Origin of the sequence: Butyricimonas faecihominis (assembly GCF_033096445.1) — a bacterium.
GTDB classification, from domain to species: Bacteria; Bacteroidota; Bacteroidia; order Bacteroidales; family Marinifilaceae; genus Butyricimonas; species Butyricimonas faecihominis.
The window spans coordinates 4,194,802-4,208,008 of sequence record NZ_AP028155.1; the positions used below are offsets into that span (position 1 = coordinate 4,194,802).

Sequence of the window (13,207 nt, forward strand, 5' to 3'; positions counted from 1 at the left end):
TGCATTATGAAAGATCGAATTTGGTTGTCTCTCGCTCACATGGGTGGGCGGGAACAAGAATTTATACAGGAAGCATTTGACACCAACTGGGTAGTACCATTAGGGCCAAATGTGAATGCTTTTGAAAAAGCCCTACGAGACTTTTTAATTGAAAATGGGGAGAAACAGGTGGTGGCGTTAAGTGCGGGGACAGCTGCATTACATTTGGGGTTGATACTTTTAGGTGTTGGTGAGGGGGACGAGGTGATTTGCCAGAGTTTCACGTTTTCTGCATCGGCAAACCCGATTGCTTATCAGAGGGCAACGCCAGTATTCGTGGATAGTGAAAAGGATACTTGGAACATGGATCCGGTGTTGCTGGAAGAGGCGATCAAGGATCGTTTGGAGAAGACCGGACGATTACCGAAGGTTATTATTCCGGTACATTTGTATGGTATGCCCGGAAAGTTGGATGAGATTTTAGAAGTTGCCAAGCGTTATGATATTCCCGTGTTGGAGGATTCGGCAGAGGCGTTAGGTTCGGAGTACAAGGGGCAGAAGTGCGGGACGTTCGGAGAGTTCGGGGCGTTATCATTCAACGGGAACAAGATTATCACGACTTCCGGTGGCGGGGCGTTGGTTTGCCCGAGCGAAGAACGGGCTAAACGAGCTTTGTTTTATGCCACGCAGGCGAGGGAGCAGGCTCCACATTACCAGCACGAGAAGATCGGGTATAATTACCGGATGAGTAATATTTGTGCCGGGATCGGTCGGGGGCAAATGTTCGTGTTGGAAGATCACGTTGCCCGGCGGCGGGAAATTCACGATTTGTATGTGAAGTTGCTGGATGGGGTGAAGGGTGTGAAGGTGATGTGCCAGCCGGAAGGGGGTGATTTTGATTCGAATTACTGGTTGACGTGTATCACGGTGGAGCCGGGAGTGGCAGGTTTCACGAGAGAGAACGTGAGGTTGGCTTTGGATGCGGATAATATAGAGAGTCGGCCTTTGTGGAAACCGATGCACTTGCAACCGGTGTTCAAGGATGCCCCGTTTTACGGGAACGGGACGAGTGAACGGCTGTTCGAGATTGGGTTGTGTTTACCGTCAGGACCGACGTTGACGAACGAAGATATAGAAAGAGTAGGACAGGTTATTATTCGGATGGGAAGAAAATATTGAAAATGATACGTTATATGAATCAAGTAATTAATTTTTATTTTGAGAAAAATGCGATATTGGGATAAAGTTATTTTGTTTTTAGAGGGATTGATTATATTGTCTTCTTGTGGTTCTAGTAAAAAGGTAGTTTACCTGCAAGATGCGGACGTGAACAGGCGGGTGAAAACAGAGATAGAGTACAAGACGGTGATCCACCCGGATGACCTGTTGTCGATCGTGGTGTCATGTGATGACTTGGAATCCGCCCTCCCGTTCAACACCCCGATGATCGGGCTTGGAAATCAAGTTACCTCGTCATCTCAACAGATCCCACGGGGTTACCTCGTTGACAAAGCGGGGGAGATCGATTTTCCCGTGCTTGGAAAGTTGAAAGTGGAAGGGATATCCCGTAACGAACTATCCGAGATGTTGAAGGAAAAATTATCGCTTTACTTGAAGAACCCGATCGTGACGATTCAGTTTCAAAATTTCAAGGTGACAGTACTGGGGGAAGTGAAGAACCCGGGGTGTTATCAAGTGTCCAGCGAACGCGTGTCACTTCTTGACGCGTTAGGCATGGCGGGAGACTTGCAAATCAACGGGAAGCGGAAGAACGTGTTGATCATGCGAGAGCAAGGGAACGAGAAGGTATTTGCCCGGGTGGACTTGACTTCGAGTGATTACATAAACACTCCTTTCTTTTACTTGCAGCAAAATGACGTGGTTTACGTGGAGCCGAACAAGGGACGGATTGCCGGGGGAAATGCCGGGACATTCCTTCCTTACGTGTTGTCAAGCTTGTCGACCTTGATCGCCGTGATATCATTAATTACAAGATAATTAAACGAGGAAAGAACGATGAATAACGAGAATAACATGAATAGAGAGTTTTCACCATCGGGTGAAGGAGAGTATTTTGATTTACGGGCTTTCTTCCTCAAATTACTGGCTCACTGGTGGTGGTTTGTTATCAGCGTGTCTCTCTGTGTAATGATCGCTTTTTATATTTGTTTAAGTTCAACTCCCGTGTACCAGGTGGAAACGAAGGTCATGATCAGTGATACCAAAAAAGGGGAGATCGGGGTAAACCCGATGATGAAGGAGCTGGGATTGTTTCAGGGAAACATGGCGGTGGAGAACGAGATCGTGGAGTTGAAATCCAAAAATCTGGTGCAAGAAGTTGTACGGGAACTGGAGTTGAATGTCGATTATACACGAGAAAGGTTTCCTCGTGACAGGAAGTTGTACAAGGACTCGCCCATCAAGGTTTTGGTGGACATGCCGGAGCACGTGAAGGACACGGTTTTGTACGTGAGCCTTGTCGGGGAGGGAGTGAAGGTATGTAACGAGGATCGGGAAGTGATTTTCGAGGGAGGGTTCTCGGACGTGATTTCTTTCGGGACGTACAACGTGTCGATCGAGAAACAGGATTCACTGGCTAGGGAGGGAGACGAGATCCGGGTGGACTTGTTATCTTACAAGACCGTAACAAATAGGGTTTACAAGCAACTGGCCGTTAGTATCCTGGAAAAAAACACGAGTGCCGTTCGGTTGAGCGTGAAAGACGCCATCCCGGCACGGGGTAAGGACATACTGGACGCCCTGATACGAGGGTATAACAATAACGGGATCACGGACAAGCAACTGGTGTCGTCCAAGACGGTGGAGTTTATCAACGACCGTTTGAAAGTGATTAATCGTGAACTAGGGGATATCGAGAGTGACGCAGAGATGTTCAAGAAACAGAACCAGTTAACGGATATCACGTCGGACGCGGCTTTCGTGATGGAACGGAAGAAAGCGGCGGGGATGGAATTGTTGAAACTGGCAACGGAGTTGGACGTGGTGAAGAGTGTCCGGGATTACCTGGATAGCCGGGAGGGCGAGGAGTTCCGGTTATTGCCGGAGCAACTGGGGCTGACGGACGAGTCGTTGAACAGCGGGATCAGCAAGTATAACGAGATGGTTCTCCGGAGGGGAAAATTATTACTCTCGGCACGGGAAAGTAACCCGATCGTTACCGGGCTGGAGATGCAGTTGCGGGACATGAAAAATAATATCCGGTTGGCGATTGCCAACGTGGAGAAAGGGTTGGATATCAAGATCAAGAGTTTACAACGGGAAAGAGAGGCCGTGGATGCCAAGTTGACATCCGTGCCGACGCAAGAAAAACAATATCGTTCGATTGCCCGGCAGCAGGAGTTGAAAGAGAACCTTTTTCTTTTCTTGATGCAAAAACGGGAAGAATCGGAGATCGCCAAGTTAATGTACGTGCCGATGGCGAAGATCATCGAGAATCCCGACGCGGGAGAGGGGCCTATCGCCCCGCGTAAGGCATTGATCATGTTGATCGGCTTGATGCTGGGGTTTGCGTTGCCAACGGGAGGAATTTTGATCATGGATATGCTGGATACCAAGGTACGAGGAGCGGAGGAAGTTGAAAAGGTGGTGAACGCCCCGTTACTGGGAACTTTACCGCAATTGCCGGAAGAGAAAACGTCGATAGAGAGTGAGGACTGGATGATGTCGGAGTCGATGCAGTTGATCCGGGAGAATTTGAATTACCTGATCAAGCGAAAGGACACGCCCGTGATCATGGTGTCATCGACGATACCGAGTGAAGGGAAATCTTTGGTTGCAGCGCATTTAGCGAGTGCTTACGCCCGGGCGGGAAAGAAAGTGATCGTGATCGGTTGTGACTTGCGTAACCCGAGGTTAAACGAGTACTTCAAGAGGGAAGGCCGGAAGGGATTATCGGCTTACCTGGCCGGGATGGTTGATGCCCCGGGGATGCTGGTTGAGAAGGTAAACGATAACTTGCACGTGATATTTGGAGGAACGGTCCCCCCGAACCCGACACAGTTGATAGCTAGTCCCCGGATGGGAGAGTTGCTGGCGTGTTTGAAGAGCGAGTTCTCGTGTATTATCCTTGACACGCCGCCGCTGGGTATCCTGGCTGACGGATTCTCGTTGAGCGAGTACGCGGATGCTTGTGTTTACGTGGTTCGTGCGAACGTGCTTGATAAAAAAGGTCTGAGGGTTGTTGCCGACCTGGAGAAGGGTGGTCGTTTGGCGAACCTGGGTATCGTGGTGAACGGGATCAAGGTCAGTCGTTCCGGTGGTTACGGGTATGGTTATGGCTACGGGTATGGCTATGGTTACGGACAGGATGGCAAGGATAAAAAGAAGAAAAAATAACGATCATGGACTGGTTTAAAAGAAAGAACAAGCAATATTTTTCTTATGATCATGACATCCATTCTCATATTTTACCGGGATTGGATGACGGGGTGAAACGGGTAGAGGATTCCGTGGTGATCGTGAAAAAGATGCTGGAACTGGGGGTGAAACAGTTTTCTTTTACTCCTCATATTTCTTTTCCATCACCGATGAACACGCCGGAGATAATTCTTGAAAAACTGAACGAGCTGAAAGAACGTTTATTGAAGGAGAAAATTGAAATTGAGGCGGATGCCGGGGCGGAGTACAAGATCGGTGAATACATGATAGATTTGATCCGTCAAGGGAATATCGCCTCGTTTCACGGAGGAAAGGTGCTGGTGGAACATAGTTTCGTGGCCCCGTCTCCGGCTTTCGAGGAGGTGATTTTTCGCCTGCAGGACAAGGGCTACACGCCCGTGTTGGCACACCCGGAGCGTTACCCGTTTTACGCAAAACATCTGACGGAACGGGTGTGGGAGTTGAAACGACGGGGATGCCGGATACAAGTGAACTTGCTGTCGTTTGTGGGTTTTTACGGGAAAGAGGCAATGGCAGGGGCGAGGGAGTTATTGGTGGCAAGGTTGATTGATTATTTTTCCGGGGATATACACTCGGTGAAACAGGTGGAATTGTTGGAAAAATTCTTGAAATCGAAAGAATCGGAAAAGTTATTGGTTTAAGATTTACAAATTCGTGTTTAAGCGGAGATATAACCTCGGACGAAGAGTGTCCGAGGTTTTTTAATTTATAAATTTTAATATTTAAGTTATGAAAGAGTTATTAAATGCAAGGTTTTTCTCTTGGTTGGAAGAGTGTGGTGGGAAAGATGTCACGAAAGATGAGGTAGAACTGGTAGTCGGGGAGTTCGTGGCGGATTTGGAACGGATGTGTGACAAGGAAAAGAACTACAAGGAAGAGGTGCGGGTGTTGGAACGAGTACGAATCCGCCTGCACGTTTGGGATGAAGTGTGCCAAGCGAGTGACGGATCGGGGAAAAAAGGGAATGCTCGGGTATTGCGTGGAGGCCGTGTTGCAACGGGTGGAGGTCGAGATCCGGTTTGCTCGAGAGCGACAGGAATACCCGGAGAGGTATGCCGGGAGTTCGGATGACGGGCCGTTGGCGGTCTGGACATCGAACAATAACAAGATGGAGATAGCGGAACTGATGTTAGGGATTTATCTAGCGAAGGTGTTACACACTCCGGATGGGATGTTGATGGAGTATCGAGAGGTTATCCGGTTGGCCGAACGGGCGTTCGGGGTAAAAATTTCGAATCACAGGGAGTTGAAGCGGGATATTTTCAAACGGACGAACGAGCTGGTGATATTCCTGAAACGGTTGATCTTTTTGATTGAACAGGAACGGGATAAGAAAGATGCTTGACAGGGGAAGGCGTGGTAAAAGTTTTTTGCCACGCCTTTAATTTATACAGTTTAATATCGGTTCTGAAAGAATTCATTAAGTCAATAAATATTTATTTATAATGAATAAAACACGTTTTAGCTGCCTGTATATCTGAGAAAAAATATTAATTTTGTGTGATAACTGATTTATAAGGAGGACTATCATGAATCGATCACAAGTTATATCTCAAATTAGAGAGGCTCTACATCGGCTTGCACCGGGCATTAGGGTTATTCTTTACGGAAGTGAGGCAAGGGGGGATGCTCGCCCAGATAGTGATATTGATTTGTTGTTATTGTTAGATAAAGACGTTATTACCTTGGAAGATCGAATGGCCTTGACTGCTCCATTGTATGATATAGAATTACAAACGGGTATACAAATTAATCCGTTCATAGAATCTATGCGCAAATGGGGAAAGCGTTTTACACCATTTTATGAAAATGTAATGAAAGAAGGAGTGGTATTATGACACCAGAACAAAGGTCGGATATAATATTATATAGACTTGATTCTGCGAGGAACTTGTTATTAGAGATCGAATCGCATATCGAACGGGGATTCTATAACACGGCGATGAATCGTATGTACTATGCTTGTTTTTATGCTGCAAGTGCTTTGTTGTTGTATGCTGAAATTGATGGTGTCAAAACACATGAAGGTGTACGCCAAATGTTTGGGAAACATTTTATTTTAACGGGAAAAGTGCCTAAAGAATGGGGTAGATTTTACACGATCATATATAATAATCGTTCTGAAGCCGATTATGAAGATTTTAAGAATTTTGACTTGACTACGGTGGAAGAATTTTATCCTTTGGTTTGTGAGTTTATAAATTTGATCAGAGAGCGGATTGTTTCTAATAAGTTAGATTAATAATAATTTACTCAATAAAAACTTAATAAAAAGAGATCTGGGCGATGTGCTTGGGCCTCTTTTTTTTATTGATAATAATCAATGGTTTGTGGGAAGATGGAAACACACGTGGGATGGTGTGTAGTGATGAAGTTTCGAAGGTGTTGTAGTTTTGTCGTTAGAAAAATGAGAGAGAGTATTCATTTAAAAAACGAGAAATTATGGCATCATTTAAAAATGATTTTGGATTAAACGGGAAATTGGGGGATGTGATTATTTATCAAATAGGTAACAAGTCGTATGCAAGAAGAACGTTTCGAGCGAATAATCCGAAGACAATGAAACAACAGGAAGTGAGGGCGAGATTTTTAGTTGCAATCCGGTTTTACCAGAAGTTGAAAGAGACTTCGTTAAGGAGAATATTGAAGGTGTCTGCTCAAGGAAACAGTTTCAATGGTTATACGTTTTATCTTGAAAAAAATATGAAGGTGTTCTGTGCGGATGGGCGTATCGGAGATTTCTCTCAACTTCAGTTTTCCGCGGGAAAGAGGCAACGAGTGTTTCATTTAAGAGGAGGGATTGATCCGGAAGGTCGTGTTTTATTACAATGGGAAAAGGTGGGTGGACGAGGATTTGTGGAGGATGATGATCGTTTGATGGTGGTCGTGTTACATGAAGGGCGGGCGTTTTGTCCGAGGGTGTTGGAGAATATAGGGGGAGTGCGGAAAGATGGTGTGGCGAGTTTTACGATTGACGGGTGGAAGGGGGAAACGTTGCATTTGTATTGTCTCTTTATTTCGCCTGATGAGAAGCAGTTATCTATGAGTCAGTATGTACGTTTACAGGGAAGGAAATGAAACCGATAGCAGATGTTGTCAATGCTATTAGCGGGGTGATTAATGGCGTGACGCTCCCGGCACGGGAGAAGAAAGAGTTACAGGCGGAGATACTGAGATTGGTGTACGAGCGGGAACGTGAAATGATTGAAGCTCGGGCTGGCGTGATAAGAGCCGAGGCTACCGGAAATTGGCTACAGCGTTCGTGGCGGCCATTGGTGATGTTGATATTTGCTGTTATTGTGCTTATTGGCACTTTCACGAGTTTGCCCATGTTGGCGGATACTTCCCGGTTCTGGGATTTGCTGGAGATTGGGTTGGGCGGGTACGTGGTGGGGAGGAGCGGGGAAAAAATGGCGGGGGCCATTTTTAAGATAAAAGATAAAAACTAAAAGATAAAAACGGATCAATTTTAGATTTATGACTTTAGATCCTATCGATTAAGTGATTTAATGATTTTCGATTAAGTGATTTTAATCACCCAATCATCGAATCGGCAATCACGGAATCTTTTTCATTCTAAATTTTAAATTTTAAACTTTTTGTTATGGATGTATTTTCAAGTTCTAATTCATCTTTTTCAATTGTCAATCACCGGTTAATGGGTGGTGGGGTGATTCATCTAGAATGCCCGAAGAATAGACGGGGACTAGGAGAGCCGGATATGATTATTTTACATTACACGGCAGGTATGGATGCCATGTCTTCAGCAAAATTCTTGGTGAGGCCGGACGTGAAGGCATCGGCTCACGTGGTGATCGGGCGGGACGGGCAGGTGATACAAATGGTGCCGTTTAGTATCGAGGCGTGGCATGCCGGGAAGAGTAGTTACGGGGGAAGGAACGAGCTGAATCATTACTCTATCGGGATCGAGCTGGATAACCTGGGGCAGTTGCGACTGGAAGGGGGGAAGTTCGTGGCGGAATGTGGAAAGGAGGTTCCCGTGGGGGAGGTGTACACGGAAGATTCAGGAGAGGAGCCGACGTACTGGCATGATTACACGAACGTGCAGATGCGGGTGTTGAACGAGGTGTGTGGCTTGCTGGTGGATACTTATCCCATCGGGGATATCGTGGGACATTCGGACGTGACGTCGAGGAAAGTTGATCCGGGACCGGCGTTGAGGGTGGCGGACTGGATTCAGTATTATTGATTTTAGATTTTAGATTTTAGATTGAACTCCCTCCCGGCTTCGCCGTACTCCCTCTATAAACAGAGGGAGAGTTGGAATACTCGCTGTTTTTGGGAAACTTTTCATTCTAAATTTTAAATTCTACATTCTAAATTCCATTCTTCGTGTAGGGCCCATGCGGGGAGTGCGGGATCATTTTAAATTTTCTGATTTATTCATTTTTAAATTTTATTATTATGGCAAAATTTGATTCTTATTTATTGGGTAAAGTATCGAAAACCCTTGGTAACGTGACGATGTGTTACATGAACAAACAGAATATCGCTAGGGCGAGGATATTCTCAAGAAAGGATAAGCCGACTTCGGAGATGTTGGACCAGCGAGCCCGTATGAAGGTGTTGATCGAGTTGTCCCGTTTCTTGTTGCCGGTTGTGCAGAAAGGATTTGTGGGAATTGGGAACGGAACGACTTCGAATGCTTTCGTTGCGAAAAATATGAAGGCGGTAGACGTGGACGAGAAACACGTGGCAACGATAGATTACGAACGGTTGAAAATGGCTACTGGAGTTCAGGATGTTCCGGAAGTCTCGGTCACGTATTCCGCGGAAAATAAAATGTATTCTTTCGAACAGGAGATGCAGACGGAGGAGAACGGGTTCGCTTTGGTTGACGATCGGGTGTATGCCGTGGTGTTCGAGAGCGTGTTGATGCGGGTGAAATTGATCTCGTTAAGAAGTCGGGGGGAGAATGGAAATACCAGTGTGGCACTTCCGAAAAATTGGAACCACGCAAACGTGAAGATCTATTGTTTTGCAACCTCGAAGAACGGGAAAAGTATTTCGCCTAGCCAGTATCTCACGGTTGAGTGATTTTAAGGTTATGATGAGCTTATACTTTTTCACGGGAATATTTTTCACACTGAGTTTGAATGCTTTTTTCACGCAGTTGGCAAATGATTTTGTCGCGGGTGTGTTAAGCATCGTGGGGGGAGTGATCAGCTCGGTCGTGGTGGCTTGGTGCAAACGTCGATGGGAACAACATTGATGCGGATGGGGTGGCAGAGATTCTTTGCCACTCCTTATCGTTTATAACGCGGCTTCGTTGTGCTATGAATTTTGTCTCTTTTATGGTTTGAGTGGAACCCTTGACGATGGAATTCGTATCTGATACGGGGATATTTTCAAGTGTCCTATTGTATAATTTTTATTTGTTATTGTCAATGTTTTTTAATATCTTGACGCCGTTTTTCTGGATTACTGGCACATTTATTGACACTTAGTTTTAATGAAAATTTGTAAGATAAAATTAATATATAATACGTTTTTAGTATGGAGAATAAATTAGATATTTTGACCCAAAAGCTTTACAACGAGGGGGTAGATAAGGCTCGCCAGGAGGCGGAGAATATCATCAACCAGGCAAAGCAAGAGGCCGAAAAGATTATTGCCGATGCGAAAGCGAAAGTAGCACAGATGAATGCTGATGCGGAGACAGAGGTTTCTAACTTGAAAAAGAAGGCCGAGTCTGAAATGACGTTAAGTGCACGCCAAGCTATCACGGCTTTAAAACAGGCAATCACGAATCTTGTTGCCGGTGATGTTGCCGGTGATGTTGCCAAGATCGGGTTCGAGGAAAAAGCTTTTATTCAGGAGTTGCTTATGACGATCGTGAAGAAGTGGGATGTAGCCGGAGGAAACTTGAACATGGAAATTCTTCTTTCCGAGGATGAAAAGGCAAAGTTCGAATCATTTGTTGCGGCCAAGTACAAGGATCTGTTGGATAAAGGTCTTGATGTAAAGGTGGGTAATTTAGAAGAAGGGTTTGTGATCCGGCCTAAAGATGGTGGTTTCCAGATTGCTTTCTCCGAAAAACTATTTGAAGCTTTCTTTAATCAGTACATGAAGGGCTTCACGAAAAAACTGTTATTTAAGGATTGAGTGATTATAGATTAAGTGATTGAATCACAAAATCGTTGAATCATTAAATCACAGAATGAATAATATGATATTAAAAAATAACTACTACTGTTTTATTGCAGGACTACCGGAGGTCTTTCTGGATGATCGGAAACTAGCGTTGTCCGTGAACGGGTTTCGGGAGTTGGCTCGGGAGGCTCTGAAGAAGGAGGATGTGAAGTTGATGGAGTTGTTTTTTCTGCCTGCCGATAATAAACAAGTTCTGCGGTTGCTAAATAAAATGGCTCCCGATACCAATCTTGAAACAGTATATCCATTACAACGTCTGGAAGACGAAATCACCGAACCGACGAATTCTTTACCTACTTACCTCAATCGATTTATCGCAGATTTTAAAGGGGAACATTTGAAATATGATGTTTCTCCGGAGAATGTGTTGAGTTGGATGTATTACGATCACTTGATGAAGAGTGGCAGTAAGTTTGTCCGGAATTACGCGGAATTCGTGATGAACGTGAAGAATCTGGAGACAGCCTTGACTTGTCGGAAGTACGGGAAAGAGGTTGCCCCGGAGATTATTGGTAATAACGCATTTTCTAAGGCGCTGAGAACTTCGAACTCAAAAGATTTCGGTTTGGGAATGGAATTCCCGTACGTGGAAAAAGTGATTTCTCTGATGGGAAATACAAACCTTGTCGAGCGGGAGAGAGGACTGGATTTACTTCTTTGGGATTATATCGAAGAGGCCGTGGTTTACGAGTATTTCTCCATGGAGAAAGTTTTGAGTTTCATGCTTGAGCTGATGATCGTCGAGCGATGGAGCAAGATGAGTTCCGAATCGGGACGAAAAGTCTTCATGGAAGTCGTGGATAAGTTCAGAAAGAGTTTCGAGTTTGCGGAAGAATTTAAAAATTAAAATTGAGACATGAATAAGACACAAGGAAAAGTTCATAGTATTATTTCCAACCTTGTACTTGTGCGTACCGAAGGACCGGTATCTCAGAATGAGATTTGCTTTATCCAACTTGGAAACGAGCGGTTGATGGCCGAGGTGATCAAGGTTGTCGGGGATATTGCTTATGTACAGGTTTTTGAAAGTACCCGGGGATTGAAACCCGGTTCCCTCGTGGAGTTCGAAAACCATATGTTGGAAGTTACGTTGGGTCCCGGTTTGCTGTCAAAGAATTTTGACGGTCTTCAAAATGACCTGGATAAGATGACGGGTGTATTCTTGAAACGAGGAGAGTACACGAACCCGTTGGAAGAAGATAAAAAATGGAGTTTTACCCCGTTGGCCAAGGTCGGTGATAAGGTGACCGGTGCCGATTGGTTGGGCAACGTGAAGGAAAACTGGCTGGATCATAAGATTATGGTACCTTTCAAGTTGAAAGGGGAATATACCATCGCATCAATTGCCGCTGCCGGGGAATACACGATAAAGGACACGATTGCCGTGCTGAAAGATGAGGCCGGAAAAGAAATTCCTGTTACGATGATCCAGAAATGGCCGGTGAAGGTGGCTATCCGTAATTACATGGATAAACCCCGTCCTTCCCGTCAGATGGAGACAGGTGTACGTGTTATCGACACGATGAATCCGATACTGGAAGGGGGGACCGGTTTTATCCCGGGGCCGTTCGGAACGGGAAAGACCGTGTTGCAACACGCTTTGTCCCGGTTTGCCGATGCTGATATTATTATCATGGCTGCCTGTGGTGAGCGTGCGAACGAGGTGGTGGAGATCTTTACCGAGTTCCCGGAATTGGAAGACCCTCGTTCCGGTCGTAAGTTGTACGAGAGAACCACGATTATTGCTAATACGTCCAATATGCCCGTGGCTGCCCGTGAGGCTTCCGTGTACACGGCTATGACGATCGGGGAGTACTATCGTTCCATGGGCATGAAAGTGTTGTTGCTGGCCGACTCGACTTCTCGTTGGGCGCAGGCTTTGCGTGAGATGTCCAACCGTATGGAGGAGTTACCGGGACAGGATGCGTTCCCGATGGACTTGTCGGCTATCATTTCAAATTTCTATGCTCGTGCGGGAATGGTGTATTTGAATAATGGTAAGACGGGATCCGTTACTTTTATCGGTACGGTATCTCCTGCCGGTGGTAACTTGAAAGAGCCGGTGACGGAGTCCACGAAGAAAGTGGCACGTTGTTTCTATGCCTTGTCTCAAGCTCGTGCGGATGCGAAACGTTACCCGGCAATTGATACGTTGGAATCTTACTCAAAATACTTGGAATATCCGGAATTTATCGAGTTCGCCAAGAAGAATATTTCCGATACGTGGATTGCTGATGTGAACGAGGCTCGTAATATGTTGGTTCGCGGTCGCGAGACGGCAGAACAGATCGACATTTTGGGGGATGACGGTGTGCCTTTGGAATATCACGTGGTATACTGGAAGTCCGAGTTGATCGACTTCGTGATTCTGCAACAGGATGCTTTTGACAACATTGACGGTTCTACCGCAATGGAGCGTCAGAAGTATATGCTGAACATGGTACTGGGTGTGGTTCGTTCCGAATTTAATTTTGACACGTTCGAAGAGATTAACCCCTATTTCAAACGTATCATTAATGGTTTCAAACAGATGAACTATTCCGAATATCAATCGGAAGCGTTTAAAAAGTATGAGGCAGAAGTGAACGAGATCATTAACGAAAGAAAAAAGAAATAAATTTAGTGATTAGGTGAT

At 45.4% G+C, this 13,207-nt stretch carries 16 protein-coding genes; all 16 read left to right on the top strand.

All coding sequences use genetic code 11. From position 1 onward, the window contains the following. Positions 1-6: 6 nt before the first annotated feature. The 16 genes from R8806_RS17345 to R8806_RS17420 all read left to right on the top strand — a co-directional run bounded on the left by R8806_RS17345 (position 7) and on the right by R8806_RS17420 (position 13,189). Positions 7-1,158: a DegT/DnrJ/EryC1/StrS family aminotransferase gene (locus R8806_RS17345; protein ID WP_124317129.1), complete on the top strand. Its 1,152-nt coding sequence runs from the start codon at positions 7-9 to the stop codon at positions 1,156-1,158. A 48-nt stretch (positions 1,159-1,206) separates the two neighbouring features. After that, the gene (locus R8806_RS17350; protein ID WP_124317133.1) at positions 1,207-1,977 is read left to right on the top strand and encodes a polysaccharide biosynthesis/export family protein; all 771 of its coding nucleotides are present in this window, start codon (positions 1,207-1,209) and stop codon (positions 1,975-1,977) included. An 18-nt stretch (positions 1,978-1,995) separates the two neighbouring features. Beyond that, complete coding sequence (locus tag R8806_RS17355) at positions 1,996-4,335, top strand: GumC family protein (RefSeq protein WP_229782951.1); 2,340 nt, start codon at positions 1,996-1,998, stop codon at positions 4,333-4,335. Between the two features lie 5 nt (positions 4,336-4,340). After that, positions 4,341-5,039, top strand: coding sequence for a tyrosine-protein phosphatase (locus tag R8806_RS17360; protein ID WP_124317130.1), 699 nt, complete (start codon positions 4,341-4,343; stop codon positions 5,037-5,039). A gap of 88 nt (positions 5,040-5,127) precedes the next feature. Beyond that, positions 5,128-5,469 (top strand): hypothetical protein, encoded by a 342-nt coding sequence (locus tag R8806_RS17365; protein ID WP_124317131.1) that lies wholly within the window; start codon positions 5,128-5,130, stop codon positions 5,467-5,469. After that, entirely contained in the window at positions 5,363-5,743 is a 381-nt protein-coding gene (locus R8806_RS17370) for a hypothetical protein (protein ID WP_124317132.1), read from the top strand. The genes R8806_RS17365 and R8806_RS17370 overlap by 107 nt, the downstream gene beginning before the upstream one ends. Before the next feature lie 184 nt (positions 5,744-5,927). Continuing rightward, entirely contained in the window at positions 5,928-6,236 is a 309-nt protein-coding gene (locus R8806_RS17375) for a nucleotidyltransferase domain-containing protein (protein ID WP_124318364.1), read from the top strand. Further along, positions 6,233-6,640, top strand: a complete 408-nt coding sequence (locus R8806_RS17380; RefSeq protein WP_124318363.1) for a HEPN domain-containing protein — start codon at positions 6,233-6,235, stop codon at positions 6,638-6,640. The genes R8806_RS17375 and R8806_RS17380 overlap by 4 nt, the downstream gene beginning before the upstream one ends. A gap of 200 nt (positions 6,641-6,840) precedes the next feature. Beyond that, on the top strand, positions 6,841-7,476 hold the full coding sequence (locus R8806_RS17385) for a DUF6266 family protein (protein ID WP_124318362.1): 636 nt from the start codon (positions 6,841-6,843) through the stop codon (positions 7,474-7,476). After that, a complete protein-coding gene (locus tag R8806_RS17390; RefSeq protein ID WP_151411541.1) occupies positions 7,473-7,847 on the top strand; it encodes a 3TM-type holin in 375 nt (124 codons plus the stop codon). Before R8806_RS17385 ends, R8806_RS17390 begins: the two co-directional genes overlap by 4 nt. A 155-nt stretch (positions 7,848-8,002) precedes the next feature. Next, the gene (locus R8806_RS17395) at positions 8,003-8,608 is read left to right on the top strand and encodes an N-acetylmuramoyl-L-alanine amidase (protein WP_124318494.1); all 606 of its coding nucleotides are present in this window, start codon (positions 8,003-8,005) and stop codon (positions 8,606-8,608) included. Between the two features lie 215 nt (positions 8,609-8,823). Continuing rightward, positions 8,824-9,456 (top strand): hypothetical protein, encoded by a 633-nt coding sequence (locus R8806_RS17400; protein ID WP_124317693.1) that lies wholly within the window; start codon positions 8,824-8,826, stop codon positions 9,454-9,456. Between the two features lie 10 nt (positions 9,457-9,466). Beyond that, the gene (locus R8806_RS17405; protein ID WP_158571966.1) at positions 9,467-9,631 is read left to right on the top strand and encodes a hypothetical protein; all 165 of its coding nucleotides are present in this window, start codon (positions 9,467-9,469) and stop codon (positions 9,629-9,631) included. A 284-nt stretch (positions 9,632-9,915) separates the two neighbouring features. Beyond that, complete coding sequence (locus tag R8806_RS17410; protein WP_124317692.1) at positions 9,916-10,524, top strand: V-type ATP synthase subunit E family protein; 609 nt, start codon at positions 9,916-9,918, stop codon at positions 10,522-10,524. A gap of 55 nt (positions 10,525-10,579) precedes the next feature. After that, positions 10,580-11,419: a DUF2764 family protein gene (locus R8806_RS17415; protein ID WP_124317691.1), complete on the top strand. Its 840-nt coding sequence runs from the start codon at positions 10,580-10,582 to the stop codon at positions 11,417-11,419. Positions 11,420-11,428: 9 nt separating this feature from the next. Beyond that, a complete protein-coding gene (locus R8806_RS17420; RefSeq protein WP_124317690.1) occupies positions 11,429-13,189 on the top strand; it encodes a V-type ATP synthase subunit A in 1,761 nt (586 codons plus the stop codon). The last annotated feature ends 18 nt before the right edge of the window (positions 13,190-13,207 follow it).